Source organism: Pseudomonas sp. GL93 (assembly GCF_003408955.1).
In the GTDB taxonomy this organism is placed as follows: Bacteria; Pseudomonadota; Gammaproteobacteria; order Pseudomonadales; family Pseudomonadaceae; genus Aquipseudomonas; species Aquipseudomonas paracarnis.
The window spans coordinates 1-19352 of sequence record NZ_NKRF01000094.1 but is presented as its reverse complement, the minus strand read 5'-3'; the positions used below and the strand labels follow the sequence as shown (position 1 = coordinate 19352).

The 19352-nt window shown below is 62.4% G+C and carries 17 protein-coding genes and 1 pseudogene; 6 read left to right on the top strand and 12 right to left on the bottom strand.

The genetic code is table 11. The features are described 5' to 3' along the window. Positions 1–165: 165 nt before the first annotated feature. Positions 166–1581 carry a cytosine permease gene (locus CER19_RS21530; RefSeq protein ID WP_073525282.1) on the bottom strand — a complete coding sequence of 472 codons (1416 nt, stop codon included), beginning with the start codon at positions 1579–1581 and terminating at the stop codon, positions 166–168. Positions 1582–1831: 250 nt separating this feature from the next. Here CER19_RS21530 and CER19_RS21525 point away from each other — a divergent pair, with 250 nt between their 5' ends. Continuing rightward, positions 1832–2743, top strand: a complete 912-nt coding sequence (locus tag CER19_RS21525) for a LysR substrate-binding domain-containing protein (RefSeq protein ID WP_003190675.1) — start codon at positions 1832–1834, stop codon at positions 2741–2743. Positions 2744–2882: 139 nt separating this feature from the next. Here the strand turns inward: CER19_RS21525 and argE are convergent, their stop codons facing one another. Genes argE through CER19_RS21505 form a run of 4 tightly spaced genes read right to left on the bottom strand, consistent with a single transcriptional unit; the run spans position 2883 to position 6479 of the window. Then, positions 2883–4028: an acetylornithine deacetylase gene (gene argE / locus CER19_RS21520; RefSeq protein WP_116667903.1), complete on the bottom strand. Its 1146-nt coding sequence runs from the start codon at positions 4026–4028 to the stop codon at positions 2883–2885. Next, on the bottom strand, positions 4025–4702 hold the full coding sequence (locus tag CER19_RS21515) for a DUF1028 domain-containing protein (protein ID WP_116667902.1): 678 nt from the start codon (positions 4700–4702) through the stop codon (positions 4025–4027). The genes argE and CER19_RS21515 overlap by 4 nt, the downstream gene beginning before the upstream one ends. Positions 4703–4713: 11 nt before the next feature. Next, positions 4714–5124, bottom strand: coding sequence for a RidA family protein (locus tag CER19_RS21510; protein WP_116667901.1), 411 nt, complete (start codon positions 5122–5124; stop codon positions 4714–4716). Between the two features lie 23 nt (positions 5125–5147). Further along, the gene (locus tag CER19_RS21505; RefSeq protein ID WP_165861661.1) at positions 5148–6479 is read right to left on the bottom strand and encodes an NAD(P)/FAD-dependent oxidoreductase; all 1332 of its coding nucleotides are present in this window, start codon (positions 6477–6479) and stop codon (positions 5148–5150) included. A gap of 178 nt (positions 6480–6657) precedes the next feature. On the opposite strand from CER19_RS21505, the gene CER19_RS21500 reads away from it, so the two are divergent. From CER19_RS21500 to CER19_RS21485, 4 genes are all read left to right on the top strand, one after another. Beyond that, positions 6658–7248 (top strand): antibiotic biosynthesis monooxygenase, encoded by a 591-nt coding sequence (locus tag CER19_RS21500; RefSeq protein WP_116667899.1) that lies wholly within the window; start codon positions 6658–6660, stop codon positions 7246–7248. Beyond that, positions 7245–9083, top strand: coding sequence for an amidohydrolase (locus tag CER19_RS21495; RefSeq protein ID WP_116667898.1), 1839 nt, complete (start codon positions 7245–7247; stop codon positions 9081–9083). Before CER19_RS21500 ends, CER19_RS21495 begins: the two co-directional genes overlap by 4 nt. A 29-nt stretch (positions 9084–9112) precedes the next feature. Next, entirely contained in the window at positions 9113–9730 is a 618-nt protein-coding gene (gene ycaC / locus CER19_RS21490) for an isochorismate family cysteine hydrolase YcaC (protein ID WP_003191905.1), read from the top strand. 244 nt (positions 9731–9974) lie between these two features. Beyond that, positions 9975–10856, top strand: a complete 882-nt coding sequence (locus tag CER19_RS21485) for a LysR family transcriptional regulator (RefSeq protein ID WP_116667897.1) — start codon at positions 9975–9977, stop codon at positions 10854–10856. Here CER19_RS21485 and CER19_RS21480 read toward each other — a convergent pair. From CER19_RS21480 to CER19_RS21445, 7 genes and pseudogenes are all read right to left on the bottom strand, one after another. Beyond that, positions 10843–10938 (bottom strand): annotated as a pseudogene (locus tag CER19_RS21480) (AraC family transcriptional regulator); the annotation flags it as partial. The gene CER19_RS21485 and the pseudogene CER19_RS21480 overlap by 14 nt on opposite strands. A gap of 102 nt (positions 10939–11040) precedes the next feature. Then, complete coding sequence (locus CER19_RS21475; RefSeq protein ID WP_116667896.1) at positions 11041–11988, bottom strand: D-isomer specific 2-hydroxyacid dehydrogenase family protein; 948 nt, start codon at positions 11986–11988, stop codon at positions 11041–11043. Next, positions 11985–13154: an acyl-CoA dehydrogenase family protein gene (locus CER19_RS21470; protein ID WP_116667895.1), complete on the bottom strand. Its 1170-nt coding sequence runs from the start codon at positions 13152–13154 to the stop codon at positions 11985–11987. The genes CER19_RS21475 and CER19_RS21470 overlap by 4 nt, the downstream gene beginning before the upstream one ends. Positions 13155–13314: 160 nt before the next feature. Continuing rightward, positions 13315–14655: an LLM class flavin-dependent oxidoreductase gene (locus CER19_RS21460; protein ID WP_116667893.1), complete on the bottom strand. Its 1341-nt coding sequence runs from the start codon at positions 14653–14655 to the stop codon at positions 13315–13317. 10 nt (positions 14656–14665) lie between these two features. Beyond that, positions 14666–15640 carry an ABC transporter substrate-binding protein gene (locus tag CER19_RS21455; RefSeq protein WP_116667892.1) on the bottom strand — a complete coding sequence of 325 codons (975 nt, stop codon included), beginning with the start codon at positions 15638–15640 and terminating at the stop codon, positions 14666–14668. A gap of 82 nt (positions 15641–15722) precedes the next feature. Then, a complete protein-coding gene (locus CER19_RS21450) occupies positions 15723–17306 on the bottom strand; it encodes a rhodanese-related sulfurtransferase (protein ID WP_116667891.1) in 1584 nt (527 codons plus the stop codon). Next, on the bottom strand, positions 17303–17914 hold the full coding sequence (locus tag CER19_RS21445) for a cysteine dioxygenase (RefSeq protein WP_165861660.1): 612 nt from the start codon (positions 17912–17914) through the stop codon (positions 17303–17305). Before CER19_RS21445 ends, CER19_RS21450 begins: the two co-directional genes overlap by 4 nt. 213 nt (positions 17915–18127) lie before the next feature. Here CER19_RS21445 and CER19_RS21440 point away from each other — a divergent pair, with 213 nt between their 5' ends. After that, positions 18128–19033 carry a LysR family transcriptional regulator gene (locus CER19_RS21440; RefSeq protein ID WP_003191880.1) on the top strand — a complete coding sequence of 302 codons (906 nt, stop codon included), beginning with the start codon at positions 18128–18130 and terminating at the stop codon, positions 19031–19033. The last annotated feature ends 319 nt before the right edge of the window (positions 19034–19352 follow it).

Sequence of the window (19352 nt, the reverse complement as noted above, 5' to 3'; positions counted from 1 at the left end):
CTTTGGCACCGCAAGGCCATTCAAACTGTAGGAGCGAGCTTGCTCGCGAAAAACGTCAACGATAACGCGTGCTTCCAGAATGAACGCGGCGCCTGTGAGTTTTTCGCGAGCAAGCTCGCTCCTACACGTTGTGACGGTTAGGGCAGGCGCGGCCGAGCGTCTGTATCAAACCCCACCCACCAACTTGCCCCCGTCCATCCGGCGCTTATACGCACTGTCCCGGCTCGCCAGCCAGAAGTACAACGGCGACGTCACCGCCAGCCCCACCACCCACGACAAGTCCGCGCCGTTGATGTGCTGCGAAATCGGCCCCACGTACAGCGGCGTGTTCATGAACGGAATCTGCACCGCGATCCCCACCGCATAGGCCAGCAGCGCCTGGGGGTTGTACTTGCCGTAGATGCCGCCATCCACGCGGAAGATCGAGGCGATGTCGTATTGGCCTTTGTGAATGGCGTAGAAGTCGATCAGGTTGATCGCCGTCCAGGGCACCAGCACTACGAGCAGTACCAGCACCATGTCGACGAAGTGCCCGATGAAGTCTTGGGAGGCAAACACCGCCGCAATCGAACAGGCGGCCAGCACGATGATGGAGATCACCGCACGGCTTTTCGCGGTCGGGATCCAGCGGTAAGCGAAGGTCTGTACCAGGGTGATGATCGACAGCACCGCCCCATACAGGTTGAGGGCGTTATGGCTGATCACGCTGAGAAGGAACAGCACCAGCATCAACGGGCCAATCGCTCCGGTGGCGAGTTTGACGGCGTCCATGGTGTCCATGCCTACCGGCGTGGCGAGCACTGCCACGGCGCCGAAGATGAACGCCAGGCTCGACCCCAGCGCCGAGCCCAGGTAGGTGGTCCAGAAGGTGGCGGCTACCGGCACGTCGGCGGGCAGGTAGCGGGAGTAGTCCGACACGTAGGGCGCAAACGCGATTTGCCACAGCGCGGCCAGGGAAACCGTGGCCAGCCAACCGGAGATGTTGAAGCTGCCCCGGGTGAGGAAATCCGTGGTCTGCACATGGGTGAAGATGTAGCCAAAGCCCAGCACGATACCCGCGCCCAGCACCCAGGTGCCGATGCGATTGAGTACGTGGATGAAGCGATAGCCGATGATGCCGATGATCCCGGAACCGATGGCGCCGATAACGATGCCCACCGGTACAGGCACGGCGTCCACCACACCATGCAGGGATTTACCGGCCAGCACGATGTTGGAGGCGAAGAAGCCGATGTACATCACCCCGGCAATCACCACCACCAGCAATGCGCCGAGGGAGCCGAACTGTGCACGACTCTGGATCATCTGCGGGATACCCATCTGCGGGCCCTGGGCCGAGTGCAATGCCATCAACACACCGCCGACCAAGTGGCCGACAAGGATGGCGACAATGCCCCACACCAGGTTGAGGTGGAACAGTTGCACACCCAGTGCGCCAGTGACGATCGGCAACGGCGCGATGTTGCCGCCGAACCATAGGGTGAACAGGTCTCTTACCTTTCCATGGCGATCTTCCGGGGGCACGTATCCAATCGTGTGTTTTTCGATAAGCGGGGCGGAGGATGTTGCAGTGGTAACCATGACGAGCTCCAAGGCAAGGTGAGTACGTGGACGTACTTCGCTGTGCGGCGCGTGGGCGCCGCTTTGTTGTTGGAGTGATCATCTGCAATGGGCGCAGGCAGGTAAATTAGTAAGTTTGTTGCTATAGACCTTAAAAAAAGTATCTCGTGAGGTTTTTTGCTCCGGTATGTTGCAGGCACGTCAATGGCTTGAAAAACCGGTGTTTCTGCGCACTTGTTTGGGGCAAAAAACCACGTTTAGGGAGGTGCCGATGGCAGCCTATAACCTGCGCCAGCTCAGATATTTTGTGACCACGGCCGAATGCGGCAGCGTTGCCGAAGCGTCGCGCAAGCTGTATATCGCCCAGCCGTCGGTTTCCACGGCGATCAAGCAACTGGAAGACAGCTTTGGCGTGCAATTGTTTATCCGCCATCACGCCCAGGGCGTTTCCCTCACGCCCAGCGGCGCGCGCTTTTATCGCAAGGCGTTGGAGCTGTTGCGGGTGGCCCATGAGTTCGAGCAGAACGCCCTGGCCGATAACGATGTGGTGGCCGGGCAGATTGACATCGGCTGTTTTGAAACCGTGGCACCGTTGTACCTGCCACGCTTGATCGCCGGCTTCAAGGCGCGCTGGCCGGGCGTGGAGATCCGCATCCGCGATGGCGAGCAGCAGGAGCTGGTGCAGGCGCTGACGGCGGGCAGTATCGACGTGGCGATGCTGTTTGAGCACGACCTGGGCGGCACCATCGAGACCACGCCGCTGATGCCGCCGCAACAGCCCTATGCGTTGCTGCCGGCCGATCACCGCTTTGCCCAGCAGGCCAAGGTGTCCCTGGCCGACCTGGTGCTGGAGCCGATGATTTTGCTGGACGTGTTGCCCAGCCGTACCTACTTCGTGAGCATCTTCGAAGAGCGCGGGCTGACGCCGAATATCGTGTTCAGCTCGCCCTCCATCGAAATGGTGCGGGGCATGGTGGGGCGTGGGTTCGGGTTCTCGATCCTGGTGACCAAACCGTTCAGCGAGTACACCTATGATGGGCAGAAAGTGGTGTGCATTCCCTTGGCGGAAACGGTCACGGGGTCGGGGTTGTCGGCCGTCTGGCTACGCCGCGCACCGTTGACCAAACCGGTGCAGTTGTTTGTCGACTACTGCCGCGAAGAGCTTGCCCGTTTGCTCGGCTGAATATTGTAGGAGCGAGCTTGCTCGCGAAAAACGTCAACGATAACGCGTGCTTCCTGAATGAACACGGCGTCTGTGAGCTTTTCGCGAGCAAGCTCGCTCCTACAGGGTAATAGAGGGTGATGACCGTGTAACGGCGTCTTCAGGTGGTGATAAAGCCTAACAACCGCTGCAACATGGCATCACAGCCATCAAGCTGCTCCAGGCTCACAAACTCATCCGGCTTATGCCCTTGGTCCATGCTCCCTGGCCCACACACCACGGTGGGAATACCCACCGCATCGAACAGCCCGCCCTCGGTACCAAACGCCACGGTGCCGAATTCCTGTGAGCCGCAAAACGCCGCAATCAATTGCGCCGCCTGGCTGCGCTCATCCGTGACCAGCCCTGGGTAGGCTGACAACTCGGTGAACCGAATCGAACTCTGTGTGCTGACCGCCTGCATGCGCGGCAACACCTGCTGCCGCGCGTAGGCCTGCAACTCTTCAGCCACTTCGCCCGGGTCCATGGAGGGCAGGGCGCGTACTTCAAAGTCAAAGCGGCAGTCGGCCGGCACGATATTCAAGGCCTTGCCGCCGTTGATCATGCCGGTCTGTACCGTGCTGAACGGCGGGTCAAAACGTGGGTCCTGACGCGCGCGTAACCGTTGGCCAATGCGCCCCAGTTCACCGATCAACTCGGCGGCGTGTTCAATCGCATTCACACCCGAGGGCGCATAGGCCGAGTGGCACGCCTGGCCCTGCACATCGCAGCGCATCGCCAATTTGCCCTTGTGGCCCAGCACCGGTTTGAGCTCGGTCGGCTCGCCAATGATACACAGCATCGGCTTGACCGGACGCTGTTCCAGAACCGCGAGCAGCGAGCGCACGCCCAGGCAGCCGACTTCCTCATCGTAGGACAGGGCGATGTGCACCGGCAGGCGCAACGGCGCCTTGACCAGCGCCGGCACCAACGCCAGCACGCAGGCGATATACCCCTTCATGTCGGCGGTACCGCGCCCGAACAGCTTGCCGTCACGCTCGGTCAACGTGAACGGCGGCAGGCTCCAGGGTTGCCCATCCACCGGCACCACGTCGGTATGCCCCGACAGCACGATACCTGGCAGTTCCACCGGGCCGATGCTGGCAAACAGGTTGGCCTTGCTGCGTTGCGCGTTGTAGACCAGCTCGCTGGCGACGCCAAACCCGGCCAGGTAATCGCGCACATACTCGATCAATTGCAGGTTGGACTCGCGGCTGGTGGTGTCGAAGCCCACCAGGGTTTCCAGCAGTTCGCGGCTGCGGCTCATCGGTCGTCTCCGGCCACACCGTAGCCGGGGGAGCGGTCGGGGGCGAGGGCGCGATCGATATAGTCCTGCACCTGTGGGCGGTAAGCGTCCCAGAGTTTTTGCAATTCGCCAATCGGCGCGTTGTCGGCCCAATCCACGCGCAAGTTGATGATCGGCCACGTCAACTCGCCCACCACCACCAGCGCGGCGGAGTGCACCGGGCCGGCTTCGCCGCCGGCGGCGATGGCGGCATGCATCGCGGCCAGCAACCGGTCTGCGAGCTGGCCTTCGCCCTGTTCGAAAGCCGTGACCATCGCGGTGATCACTTTAGGGGCGGCGAGCATATTGCCCGCCGCCACGCATTGCTCGCCCGAAACCGCGTGATGGGTACCCAGGGTCTGGCTGCCGCTGAAATGCACGCTACGGCCCAGGTGGTCAATCGCCGTCAGTTGCCGGTACTGGCTGTAGCCGTTGCGGGTGAGCGCTTTATCGACGGCGGCGGCGGGAGCCAGGCCCTGTTCCAGCCCGTCGAGGACGTCCGGGCCGAGGGCCGGCAAGGGGATGTTCTGGGTCGACACGGCGCCCACACCGGGCCGCAGCCACGGGCAGCGGGCGCCCACGGCGATGCTCGATGAGCTGATGGCAATGCCCAGTTGGCCGGTCTCTGCACAACGGCCGACGATGGAAAAGGTCATGGCTAGCCTCCTTACTCTGGAATAACCGCGATCACATCAATTTCCATCAGCCACTGCGGCTGGCCCAGGGCCGAGACCACCAGCCCGGTGGAAATCGGGAACACGCCCTTGAGCCACTTGCCGACTTCCTGATACACCGGCTCGCGGTAGCGTGGGTCAATCAAATAGGTGGTGGTCTTGACGATATGGCTGAGGTCGCTGCCGGCTTCTTCCAGCAGTTGCTTGACGTTCTTCATCGCCTGTTCGGCCCGGGCCCGTGGGTCGCCGAGGCCGACCAGGTTGCCGTCGAAATCAGTGCCCACCTGGCCGCGTACGTACACGGTGTTGCCGGCGCGCACGGCCTGGCATAGGTCGTTGTCCAGGCTCTGGTTGGGATAGGTTTCTTTGGTGTTGAACATGCGAATGCGAGTGTGAGTAGGCATCAAAAAACTCCTGGGAAAAATGATCAGGCGCTGACAGGGGACTGGCGGGCAACCGGGGCGGCTTCGCGGTACTCAAGGTACTGACGCTGGATGGCGATATGGTCGGCCACGTATTTGGCGTCGTGCCACACGCCCCAGATAAACGACGAGCCACGCCGCGATTGCCATGGCAACCCAAGGAAGTAGATGCCCGCTTCGCTGGAGACACCGCGCTGGTGTTGCGGCTTGCCAGCGGCGTCGAAGGCGTCTACCTGCAACCAGCTGTAGTCCACGGCAAATCCGGTGGCCCAGATGATCGAAGTGATGCCAGCTTCCGCCAGGTCCAGTGTCAGGATCGGCTGCTGGATGCATTCAGCGTCGGGGAACACGCGACGTGCCTCGGGCTCCAGGGGCAGGTCGAGGCCGTTGCGCTCGACATAGGCGTCGGCCGCATCCAGCAAGGCCAGGTAGTTTTCATCACCGCGCGCCAGGTTCTCCACCAGGTTGGGTTGGAACGTTGCCACCGTGCCGTCGAAGGCGTGAGTCAGGCCGACCAGGGTCATGCCTTGCTGGGCCAGCTCGCGAAAGTCGATGGTCTTGCCGCCGTGGGCGCCGCTCACGGCAATGGTGACGTGCTCGCGGCCGGGTTTCATCGCCGCCTGGTCCCACTCGCCCAATACGCCCAGCCACCAGCAGAAGTCGCGGTTGCGATAGGCGCGAGGAGGGCGGTCATGGGCGCCGACCGACAGGTACACCTGGCGACCGGAGCGCTGCAATTCATCGGCAATTTGCACCCCGGACGAGCCGGCGCCCACCACCAGCACAGCGCCGGCAGGCAGTTGCCCAGGGTTGCGATAGTCGGCGGAATGGATCTGGTGCAGCGCGGTGTCTTTAGGCGCGATAGCGGGAATCACCGGCTTCTGAAAGGGCCCGGTGGCGGCCACCACGCGGTTGGCTTCGATCACGCCTTCGCTGGTGTGCACGGTAAAGCCGGGGCGGCCTAGGTTGCGTACCACTGAGGTGACGTCCACGCCGGTGCGGATCGGCGCGTTGAATTTACGGGCATAGGCTTCGAAGTAATCGGCGACGCGCTCTTTGGGTGCGAAACCATCGGCGGGGACGTCATCGAAGTGCAGGCCGGGGAAGCGGTCATGCCAGGCCGGGCCGTTGGCGACCAACGAGTCCCAGCGCCCGGTGCGCCAGCGCTCGGCAATACGGCTGCGTTCCAGCACCAGGTGCGGCACGCCTTGCTTGCTCAAATGCTCGCTCATGGCCACGCCAGCTTGACCTGCGCCAACCACCAGCGTGTCTATTTTTGTTATCGCTACAGTCATGTCTCTATCCTTGCGTAATGCAGTTGGATTCAGCTCGGGCATGACGTCAAGTTAGGGGGCGGGGGGGTATTAATAAAATATTATTAAGTTGGGAAGTGAGCATAAATATCGGATGCAGAGCGGGCGAATGCCTGCCAGACAGCACATACATGCAATTCCCCACACCTGCCAACCGGCCACACTCTCCCCATCGCTCAATGCTCCGGGGAAACACCCAGCCATGGAATCAACCGCCAATACCAGCCCCGACGAAGTCGTCACCCTGGTCGTCAAGCACCGGGTCAAACCCGGCTTTGAAGTCGAGTACGAAGCCTGGCTGCGCCGCATCGTGCGCATCGCTGGCGAACGCCCTGGGCACCTTGGCGTTGACGTGGTGCGCAGCCAGCAAAACGGCATGGCGCTGTTCACTTGCGTGCTGCGCTATAGCTCCACCAGCGCCCTTGAGCTGTGGCTCGGCTCCCCGCAACGCCAGGCCCTGATCGACGAAGCCGCGCCCATGCTGGCGGATGGCGACCAGACGGAAATCGGCGCGGCCAATGAGTTCTGGTTCACGCCCCAGGCCGAGGGCGGTGCCAAGCCGCCGCGCTGGAAGCAGGCGGTGGTCAGCCTGTTTGTGATCCTGCCGCAAACCCTGCTGCTGCCGTTTATCTGGGGGCCGATCCTGCGGTTGCACCCGTTTTTGTCCAATTACGTGGTCTCCACCTTCCTGGTCACCCTGACCATCGTGTTGCTGGTGGTGTACCTGCTGATGCCGGCGGCCACCCGCCTGTTCGCTCCCTGGCTTGAAGCCTCTGTAAAGGAAACCCTATGAACGCCGATCTGATTCTGTTCAATGGCCAGTTCCACACCGTGGACCGGGAAAACCCACGCGCCACCGCCGTGGCCATCCACCAAGGGCGCTTTGTCGCCGTCGGTACCGACGGCGAAGCCATGGCCCTGCGCGGCAGCGCCACCCAGGTCATCGACCTCAAGGGCCGCACCGTGATTCCCGGCCTCAACGACTCGCACTTGCACCTGATTCGTGGCGGGTTGAACTACAACCTTGAACTGCGCTGGGAAGGCGTGCCGTCCCTGGCCGATGCCTTGCGCATGCTCAAAGACCAGGCCGATCGCACACCTACGCCGCAATGGGTACGTGTGGTGGGCGGCTGGAACGAATTCCAGTTCGCTGAAAAGCGCATGCCCACCCTGGAAGAACTCAACCAGGCCGCCCCGGACACCCCGGTGTTCGTCCTGCACCTGTACGACCGCGCCTTGCTCAACCGCGCAGCCCTGCGGGTGGCGGGCTACACCAAGGACACGCCGAACCCGCCGGGCGGTGAGATCGTGCGTGACAGCAACGGCAACCCAACCGGCATGCTGGTGGCGCGGCCTAACGCGATGATCCTGTATGCGACTTTGGCCAAAGGCCCGAAACTGCCTTTGGAATACCAGGTCAACTCCACCCGCCAGTTCATGCGTGAACTCAATCGCCTGGGCCTGACCAGCGCCATCGATGCCGGCGGCGGCTTCCAGAACTACCCCGATGACTACGCGGTGATCGAGCAACTGGCCAAGGATCAACAGTTGACGGTGCGCATCGCCTACAACCTGTTCACCCAGAAGCCCAAGGAAGAGCTCAGCGACTTCAAGAACTGGACCGGCAGCGTCACCCTGCATCAGGGCGATGACTACCTGCGCCATAACGGGGCCGGCGAGATGCTGGTGTTCTCGGCGGCGGACTTTGAAGACTTCCTCGAACCACGCCCGGACCTGCCGCTGACCATGGAGCAGGAGCTGGAACCGGTGGTGCGCCACCTGGTGGAACAGCGCTGGCCGTTCCGTCTGCACGCCACTTACGACGAGTCCATCTCGCGCATGCTCGACGTGTTCGAGAAGGTCAACCGCGACATCCCGTTCAATGGCTTGCCGTGGTTCTTCGACCACGCCGAAACCATCACCCCGAAAAACATCGAACGTGTGCGTGCCCTCGGTGGCGGTATTGCGATCCAGGATCGCATGGCGTTCCAGGGCGAATACTTCGTCGAGCGCTACGGCGCCAAGGCCGCCGAGGCCACACCGCCGATCAAGCGCATGCTGGCCGAAGGCGTGCCGGTAGGGGCGGGCACCGATGCCACCCGCGTGTCGAGCTACAACCCTTGGACCTCGCTGTACTGGATGGTCAGCGGCCGTACCGTCGGTGGCCTGGAGCTGCACGCCGAGGGCTTGCCGCGCCTTACCGCGTTGGAGTTGTTCACCCACGGCAGCGCCTGGTTCTCGTCCGAGCAGGGCAAGAAAGGCCAGATCAAGGTCGGTCAACTGGCGGATGTTGCCGCGTTGTCGGCGGACTTTTTCAGTGTCGAGGAAGAAGCCATCAAGTGGATCGAGTCGGTGCTGACAGTGGTCGGCGGCAAGGTCGTGTACGGCGCTGGCGACTTCGAAGATTTCGCACCCCCACGGGTACCGGTGCTGCCGGACTGGTCGCCGGTGGTCAAGGTGCCGGGGCACTGGCGCCCGACGTCGCCGATGCAGGCCCAGGTTCACCAGTGCAGCGGCCCCTGTGGCGTGCATGCCCACAGCCATGAAAAAGCGCGCCTTTCCAGCGTGCCGGTCAGCGACTTCCAGGGTTTCTGGGGGGCGTTCGGCTGCTCCTGCTTTGCCTTTTGAAGAACACCCCATCCCCAAAGGAGTTACCCATGACTTACAAGCGCTTGAACAAAGACGATGCTGTTGTTTTGTTGGTTGATCACCAGACCGGCCTGATCTCCCTGGTGCAGGATTTCTCCCCCAACGAGTTCAAGAACAACGTGCTGGCCCTGGCCGACGTGGCGAAGTTCTTCAACCTGCCGACCATCCTGACCACCAGCTTTGAAAGTGGCCCCAACGGCCCATTGGTGCCCGAGCTCAAAGAACTGTTCCCCGACGCGCCGTACATTCCGCGCCCCGGCCAGATCAACGCATGGGACAACGAAGATTTCGTCAAGGCCGTCAAGGCCACCGGCCGCAAGCAGATCATCATTGCCGGTGTGGTGACCGACGTGTGCGTGGCGTTCCCGACCCTGTGTGCCCTTGACGAAGGCTTTGAGGTCTTCGTGGTCACCGACGCTTCCGGCACCTTCAACGAAACCGTGCAACAAGCCGCCTGGGCGCGCATGACCGCAGCCGGTGCGCAACTGGTGAACTGGTTCTCGGTGGCCTGCGAGCTGCAAGTGGACTGGCGCAACGACATGGAAGGCCTGGCCAACCTGCTCTCGCCGCGCATTCCCAACTACCGCAACCTGATGAACAGCTACTCGGCGTTCGCTGCCAAGTAACCTGCTCTGTAAAACACCGCAAAACCCTGTGGGAGCTGGGCTTGCCCGCGATTGCGATGCATCAGTCAACAGTATTGCTGGCTGATACACCGCTATCGCAGGCAAGCCAGCTCCCACATGGGTTTATATTGCCCACAACATCAGCGCCTGGCACAGCTCCCACATTTGATGGTGTTCACATTTTGGTTTGTGGTGTGACCACTGACAGGCTATAAAACAGCCCATCGTCCCCTGAGAAGCGACAATGAACCCCTTCGAAGACATGCGCCTGTTCTGCCAGGTCATGGAATCCGGCAGTTTCACCGCCGCCGCCGAGCAATTGGGCTTGTCCAAGCAATTCGTCAGCCGCCGACTGATCCAACTGGAAGACCGCCTGGGCGTACGCTTGCTCAACCGCTCCACACGGCGCCTGGACGTCACGCCGCTGGGTCAGAGCTACTACGAGTCGGCCTTGCGCCTGCTCGGTGAGGTGGAACAAGTGGAGCAGGGCATCGCCGGCCAGAACAGCGAGCCGCGAGGCACCATTCGCCTCAGTGCACCCTTGTCGTTCGCCATGGCGCACCTGGGTTGCCTGTTGCCGTTGTTCCTGCGTCAGCATCCGCAGGTCTGCGTTGAAGTTGACCTGAGCGACCGCCCGGTGGACTTGATCGGCGAAGGCTACGACCTGGTGCTGCGTATCGGCACCCTGGAAGACTCCACCCTGATCGCCCGACGCATCGCCGCTATCGAGCGGGTGTATTGCGCCAGCCCCGACTACCTGGCGCTGCGGGGTACGCCGTTGAAACCCGAGGATTTAACCACGCACGACTGCCTGCCCTACGGCCACGGCCGCCAAGTGCAATGGCGCTTCAAAGGCAAGTTGCAAGCCTTGAGCGTCAGTGGGCGCATGCGCGTCAATAACGGTGACCTGCTGCGCGATACCGCGATTGCCGGACTGGGCGTTACCTATCTACCGACGTTCATTGTCAACGAGGCCTTGAAGGACGGTCGCTTGGTCAAGGTATTGGAAGACTTCGCCCCAGAGGCCTTGACCCTGTCGGCGGTGTACCCGCAGCACCGGCAAAGTTCACGCCCGGTGCAAGCGCTGGTGGAGTTCCTGCGCGAACGTCTGGCTAGCGGCTGCTGAACAGTTGGCGGATCAGGTTGGGCGTGCTGCCGGTCCACCGCTTGAACGAGCGCCGAAAACTCGCCGCATCGTTGAAGTTGATTTTGTGAGTAATACATAACCCGTGTGGGAGCTGGCTTGCCTGCGATAGCGGTGGTTCAGTTAAACATTCTGTGACTGGCACACCGCCTTCGCGGGCAAGCCGTCAGGCATTCGCGAGGTTGCTTAACTCAAGGCCCGCCACATACCGTTCCAGGTTCGCCAGGAACGTGTCCGCAATTTCCTCCTTGCTGCGGGTTGAAATAGCCGAAGTATGCGGCGACAGCCGTACCCTCGGATGGCTGTACAGCGGATGCCCGTCGGGCAGTGGCTCTGGCTCGGTGACGTCGAGGGAAGCTAGGCCGATCTGGCCGTTATCCAACGCGTGCAACAGCGCTTGCTGATCGAGCAGGCCGCCGCGGGCGATATTGATCAGGTGCAACCCCGGCTTGGCGCTGGCCAGTACATTACGGTCGATGATATGCCGCGTTGCTTCGGTCAGGGGGGCCGCCACCACCAGGTGATCGGCGCGGGCAAACAGGTCGTGGATGTCTCTGGCCGCTTCCACGCCATCGAGGCCGAACGGCGTTGTGCTTTGACGCAGTGCCACGACCTTGAGCCCCAGTGCCAGGGCCTTTTGCGCCAGGCTTGCGCCAATCGCGCCAAAGCCCAAAAGGCCCAGCGTGGTGCCCTTGAGCGGGCGCAGCGCGGTGAACTGCCACTGTGCATCCTTTACCCAGATATCCGGCAAGTGCTTGGACGCGGCAAAGATCGCCGCCAGGGCGAACTCGGCCAGGTTATCGGCGGCGCTGCCACGGGAAGTGGTCACGGGTGGGCCGTTGAACAGCCACTGGGGGTAGAAGTCGATACCCGACGACACCAGGTGCACCCACTGTGCGCCATAGGGCCAGCCCGGTGGCGGGGTGTCGGGGGCGGTGTAGCCACGCACATTGATCGGGCGCAGCAGCAGGATATTGGCGTGGGGCGGCAGGTCACTGGGCACACCGACCGGCACGCCGATTACCTGGGCTTCGGGGTGCAGTGGCGCAAGGCGCTCCCGGATCACCTGGTTGAAGTCTTCGTCCAGTTGGCTGGCAATAAACACCTGGCTCATGTGCGTTCCTTTTGGCGCTGGTTGAACACCGCTTTGCCGACGCCTTGCAGCACGGCGTCATTTTGCGGAGTGTGGACGCGGCTGCACAGCACATCGCGGTAATGCCGTTGCAGTGGGCTGTGCCTTGATAGGCCAGGGTTGCCCGAGGCTTCGATGGCCAGCTCGACCGCACGGATCGCATTGCCGGTCACCAGGTACTTCACTTGTGCGGCATTGGCCGTTGGCGTGTGGCCTGCGGCCGCAGCGTCGAGCAGGCTACGGTTGGCGAACAGCAAAGTGTCGATATGGCCGACGGTCTCCTGAAAACGCGGCAGGGTGGACAGTGCCGCGCCGAGATTCGACGGCTTGCGCGCCTCCAGCCAGCCCACCAGCCAGTCCCGTGCCGCCTGGGCCACGGCGTCGTACACCGAGGACAGCAACACTGACATCCAGAGGAACCCTTCGCCGTCCAGCTCCGCTTGCGGGGCGCTCCAGGGGCTGACGCTGACCGCATGGTCCAGGGGCACCCATACGTTGTCGAACACCACCTCATGGCTGCAGGTGGCGCGCATGCCCAAGTGGTCCCAGGTGTCGATGATGCTGACGCCGGGGCTGGCCTTGGGCACCAGCCAGGCGCCTACCAGCGGGTCGGCGTCGTCGCTGCGCGCCCACACGCTGAACCAGCTCAGGCCATGGCTGCCGGTGGAGTAGAGCTTGCGCCCACTGATACGCCAGCCGTCGGCGGTGCGCACGGCGGTGGTGGCCGGCAAACCTCCACGGGCTGGGGTGCCCAGGTCGGGTTCGACACGCAGGGCATTGATCAGCGCGCCGTTTTGCACCGCCTCTTGCGCGACCTGCACGCGCAGGTGTGCAGGCCAGCTCTGGTTGTCTTGCAGGCGTGCGTGTTGCAGGTATTGCATCACCAGGATCAATGCCGTGGACGGTTCGCCCTTGGCGATGGCGCTGATGACCTTGCGCGCCTGAGCCAGGCTGGCGCCACCGCCGCCAAGTTTTTTCGGCACGGTCAGGGCGATGAGTTGGTGTTGGTGTAGACGTTTGAAATTGGCGTGTGGGAAGGCGCCGCTTTCGTCATAACGGGGCGCGGTACTGGCCAGCTCGGCGCTGAGGTGATCAAGCAGGGCGTCGAAATCGATGGCTTCCACAGCCTTGAGAGACGGTTGAGTCATAGGTCTGTACTCGGTCAAAAATGTGGGAGGGTGGCAAGCCATGACCCCCTGTAGGAGCGAGCTTGCTCGCGAAAAACTCAAAGGCGCCGCGTTTATTCAGGAAGTACGCGTTATCGTTGGCGTTTTTCGCGAGCAAGCTCGCTCCTACAAGGGGTAGTCTTCAGGCCAGGGCTTGTTCGGTGGCTTCGATTACGCTGTAGCGGTTCGCTGGCACTTCCAGGCCGAGGTTGTCCCGTAGGGTGTGGCCGCTGTACTCGGTACGGAACAACCCCCGTTGTTGAAGCACCGGCACCACCCATTCAGTGAAATACTGCAAGCCATCCGGCAGCACCGAATTGATGATAAAACCATCGCTGGCGCCGCTCTCGAACCAGGTCTGGATCGCATCCGCGACCTGCTCCGGGGTACCGACAAAGTCGCGCTGGGGCCGCGAGAAACGCAGGGCCACTTCGCGCAGGGTCAGGCCTTCGTTACGGGCCAGTTGCTTGATACGTTCGGAGCCACCTTTCTGGCTGTTGGCACCCAGGTCGCCCAGTTCAGGGAAGGGCGCATCCAGCGGATACTGGCTGAAATCATGGTCGTTGAACGGCCGGCCGAGGGCGACGATGGCATCTTCCACAGTGACCAGCGCCACAGCTTGCTGGTAGCGGCTTTCCACTTCGGCGGCATCGCGCCCGACAATCGGGCGGATACCCGGCAGGATCGACAGGCTGTCCGGGTCGCGGCCAAAGCCCTTGGCGCGGCGTTTCAAATCGGCGCTGTAGGCCTTGGCCTCATCGATAGTTTCCACATGCACGAAAATCGCATCGGCGTTTTCAGCGGCAAAGTTACGCCCATCCTCCGAAGTGCCCGCCTGGAAAATCGCCGGTTGGCCCTGGCGCGAACGCGCGATGTTCAGCGGGCCTTTGACCGAGAAGAATTCGCCCCTGTGGTTAAGCGCATGCAACTTGCCCGGGGTGAAGAATTCGCCGCTGTGTTTGTTATAGGCAAAGGCGTCGTCCTCCCAGGAGTCCCACAGTCCCTTGACCACATTCAAATGCTCCTTGGCGATGCGGTAACGCACGGCGTGGGGTGGGTGTTCGGCCTTGCCGAAATTATCGGCGGTGCCGCTCAGCCACGAGGTGAGCACATTCCAGCCGGCGCGGCCGCCGCTGATATGGTCCAGGGAGGCGAACTGGCGTGCCACCTGGTAAGGCTCGGTGTAGCTGACGGTCACGGTGGCGACCAGGCCGATGTGAGTGGTCAGCGCGGCCAGGGCCGAGAGGATCGTCAGCGGCTCGAAGCGGTTGAGGTAATGAGGGCTGGACTTGGGGTGGATATGCAGGCTGTCGGCGATGAACACGAAGTCGAACCGGGCGGCTTCGGCCAGTGCGGTCTGCTGCTTGTAGAAGCCGAAATTCGTGCTGGCGTCGGGTTGTGCCTGCGGGTGGCGCCATTCGCCCCAACCGTGGCCGACACCATGCACCATGGCACCGAGTTTCAATTGACGTGGCTTGCTCATGTTCTGCTCCTTAGCGCGAGGCTTGTTCGAGGGGGATACGCTTGGCGTTGAAGCTGGAATCGAAGCCCTGGGAGACGTCGATGTGTTGGCTCAGCAGGCCTTCTTTTACATAGGTGTCGGCGGTGGCTTGCAGGCCGTGGATCACCGTATCGTCAATCTTCACGGGGGACAGGTGAGTGTCTTTGGCCACTTCGATATGCACGGCCAACGGCAGGCCGGTGATCTTGGCCTGGGCCGCGGCGTATGCCTCGGGATGGGTATTGGCCCAGGCGTAGGCGCGATCAACGCGGGCGACGAAGTCGTCCAGTTGCACACGCTTGTCGGCAATGGCCTGGCTGGTGGCGGCGAAGTACAGGTGATTGCTCAACAGGTTCGTGCCGCTGACCAGCACGCGGGCGTTGCTCTGTGAGGTGACCACGGTGGTGTAGGGGTCCCACGTCGCCCAGGCATCGGCGGTGCCGTTGTCCAGCACGAGTCGGGATTCGGCGGGCAGCAGGAAGATGAACTGCACATCGTGGGTGGTCAGTCCGGCATCGTTCAGGGCCTTAATCGCCAGGTAGTGCCCGATGGAGCCGCGCCCGGTGACGATTTTCTTGCCCCTGAGGTCGGCCGCGGTCTTGATCGGTGAATCCTTGGGCACCAGCAGCGCCGTGGTGTTACGGCCTTCGGCATGGATGATGCTGATCACCTTGATCGACGCACCGGCGCCGAGGGCGAACACATAAGGGGCATCGCCCAGGGCGCCGACATCCACGGCACCGGCATTCAGCGCTTCGCCCAGGGGCGAGGCCGAGGGGAATTCCGACCACTTGATCTCGTAGGGCACGTTCTGGCTTTCGCCCGAGGCTTCCAACAGCGCTTTGATCGTGGATTTCTGGTTGGCCACGCGCAGCGGTTGCAGGTCGCCAGCCTGGACGGTAGAAAGCAGGCCGAGGGCCAAGGCGGCGCCCCACAGCAGGCGTTTGAATGGGAAGGCATACAGCATGGGGAAAACTCCAGGCGTTGGGTAAAGGGAGGTACCTCCGCCTGGAGAAGGGGTCGGTTGGGCAAAAAGGTGCAGCGGTGAATCAGATCACGTAGAAGCCATGGGTGCCGTCGCGGGCCAGTTGTTCCACGAGGCCGAACTCCCAATCCAGGTAAGCCTGCATGGCTTCCCGTGGGTTGTCGGTGCCTTCGTAAGGGCGGCGGTAGCGGTCGATACGCGGGGAAGCCAGGTGGCTTTCGCCTGATTCAAGGGGCAGTTGCGCATGGATCCAGCCGGCCGTGCCGTCCTGCAGCAAAAAGACCGGCTTGCCGGTGAGAGCCTCGACTTCCGGCACCGCCAGGCGCGCCAGTTGGCTGCTGCCGCAGGTCAATACATAGCGCTGGGCGCTCGGTACCTTGGCCAGGGCCTGGGGCAGTTGCGCGCGCAGCACCCACCAGGCGCCGGGGATATGACGTTTCACGTAGTTGGCGCTGGCGGTGAGGTCCAGCACCAGGGTGTCGCAATGGCTGAGCCAGTCGGCAAGGGTGTGGGGGCTGATCAGTTCGGCCTGGGGCGGCGGCGGCACTGGCGCGACCCATGCGCCGCGTTCGCTGAAGTGCGTGGCTTGCAGGTCGTCCAGCACCGAGACCTGCCAGCCCAATTGGGCCAGCCATGACGCGGACATATTGGCGCGCACGCCGTCGTCGTCCACCAGTACCAGGCGCGCACCGCGCACACTGGCAACGTGGTCGGTTTCCTGCACCAGTTGCCCGCCCGGGGTGGCGCGGGCGCCCGGCAGGTGGCCAGCTTCGAATTCTTCTACGGTGCGCACATCGAACAGGTAAGTGGTGCGGGTCGCGTCCTGTTGCCAGCGCTGCAGATCATTGAACGTTGCACGTTTTACCCCGGCTTTGTCGGCCACGCGACGGGCCTCTTGAGCGGCGAGCTGGCGATGGTTTTCCGAGGTCGGTGCAAAGCGGCGCGCCTGGCCATGGGCGAGGGTTTGCCCGGCCAAGGTCCAGCCGATGGTGCCGTTGCGCAGGGCCGCCACCGGGTTGGGGAGGCCGGCGTTGATCAACGACTGGGTGCCGATAATGCTGCGGGTGCGCCCAGCGCAATTGACGATGATGCGCGTGGCCGGATCGGGCGCCAGCTCACGGGCGCGCAACACCAACTCGGCCCCCGGCACGCTGATGCTGGTGGGGATGCTCATGGTCTGGTATTCGTCGAAACGGCGCGCATCGAGCACCACCACATCGGCCTGGCTGTCGAGCAGGGCCTGGACCTCTTCGGCGGCCAGGGACGGCGTGTGACGCTGGTTCTCCACCAGTTCGCCAAACGCCTTGCTTGGTACATTGACGTCGATAAACAGCTCGCCACCGGCCCGGCGCCAACCGTCCAGCCCACCCTCCAGCAGGCTGACCTGGGTGTAGCCCAGTGCAACCAGGCGTGCGGCGGCGCGGTGGGCTAGCCCTTCACCGTTGTCGTACAGGGTGACCTGGGTATCGCGGCGTGGAATGCGCGCGTACACCTCCAGTTCCAGCTTGGACAAGGGGATGTTCGCCGCGAACAGCGGATGGGCCTCGGCAAAGGGCGCTTCCTCACGCACGTCGATCAGGGCGACTTCTTCGCGTGCCAACAGGGCCTGGCGAATCTGCGCAAAGCTGCGGGTCGATAGGGTGGTCATAGGGCAGGGCTCTTTTCTTTGGACAGGTCCCAGATGTTCGGGAGATAGGCGTTGGAATAACCGGAGATAAACAGTTTCTCGCTGCCGTCGGGTTGATACACCGCCCGGCGCACCGCGCCGATATTGGCGCCGTATACGTGGATGCTGATGGACACCTGGTCGCCGTGGGCATTGCTGACCTGATGGATATCGCCGACCTTGGGCGACACCGCCTCCACCTGGCCCGGCAGCAATTGCACGGGTTCGCCTTGCGCTACCAGGCTGCCGCCCGGCGTCCGGGCAAACCCCTGGGAAACCTCTGCGCCGCGCAACATGCCGATCAGCCCCCACACCCTGTGGTCATGAATCGGCGTGCGTTGCCCTGGCCCCCACACAAAGCTGACCACGCTGAACCGCTGGCGCGAATCGGCATGCAGCAAGAATTGCTGGTAGCGCTCGGGGTCGGGCTGGGTGAACTCGTCGGGCAGCCAATCATCGTGGCTGACCAGTTGCGCCAGCAACTTACCGCCACGGTGCAGCAGGTCGCCTTCACGCGGGTTGCCGTCGATCAATTCCGCCAGGGCGCCTATGAAGGCTCTGAGTCTCTCGGGGTGTCGGGCCTGGGTCATGACCATTCCATCGGGCTGTTGGTGTGCTTTTATCTAAGCATAATGTTTATTTTTAATATGCTATTTTTTAATGATTAGCTTATAGCCGAAGGTAATTTAGAACCGGTTTGAATAGTGTTAGACGTTATTGATCACTGGGTGGGCTATCCAGACCTGTGTGCGGCCACTATGCTTCACGCACATCTTAATGACTGATCTGTATGTGCGGCCCAAATGAAAATTGACGATATCGATGCCTTTGTCGAAGTGATTCGTTGCCAGTCCATCAGCCATGCCGCCGCGTCGTTGCAGCTGACCCAGCCAGCCATCACCCGCCGCGTGCAGAACTTCGAGCAGGCACTGGGAGTGGAGCTGTTCGACCGCAACACCAAGCCGCTCAAGCCGACGTTGATAGGTACCCGTGTCTATGAACAGTGCCGGTTGATTCTGCGCGAGATGGATGCCCTGCGCGAACTGGTGGCCACCGATGCTCCGCCCACCGGCGTGCTGCGCCTGGGCGTACCGCAGACCATCGGCGATGTGGTGCTGCTGGACGCACTCAAGCACCTGCGCAGCGAATACGCCGACTTGCGCGCCCAGGTTGCCACCGGCTGGGGCAGCCAATTGGTCGGCAAGATCGAACGCGGCGAACTGGATGCGGCGGTGGCGTTGTTCCCCGCGGGCAAGATCTTCCCGGACAACCTGGTCGGTGAGTCCATCGGCAAGATGGAGTTGGTGGTGGTCTGTGCCAAGGCGCAGTTGCCGAAGAAACCGTGCAAGTTGGCGGACGTGTACCAGAGCGGTTGGATCCTCAACCCGGACGGTTGCGGGTTCCGTGCGGGGTTGCAGCGCACCTTGTCTGACCAGGGCCTGGCGCTGCGGGTAAACCTGGAAACCTTCGGCACTGAACTGCAACTGGGCCTGGTGGCCGACGGCCTCGGCCTTGGCCTGGTGCCACGTCCGTTGCTGGAACGCAGTGCTCATCGCGAGCAGCTGGCGGCGATGCCCCTCAAGGACTTCAAGCCGGTGATGGATTTGTGGCTGATCTATCCGCATTTTCTCGGCAACCTGCAAGGGCCGGTGGATGCGTTTGGTCAATGGGTGGCAGACGCTTTGCACAAGATCCGCAGCGCTGCCTGACGCCCTGCCAGCTGACGCCTATCTACCTGACACCCCGCGAACCAAATGTGGGGCTGGCTTGCCTGCGATGGCGGCCTCCCAGCCGACGCCTATCCACCTGACACCCCACAGTCCAAATGTGGGAGCTGGCTTGCCTGCGATGACGGCCTGACAGTCAACACAGTTGGAACGTGTACATATCCATTCCTGCGGTAACGGCCACTTAGGGTTCCGCTTTTACAGCCATCCCTTTCAAGGTCTTAGGTAAAATCCTCTGAAACTTCAGTCAGGGATACCCGAAAGATGTGGGCCGATGAACTGGCTCGATTTGATAAAAAAG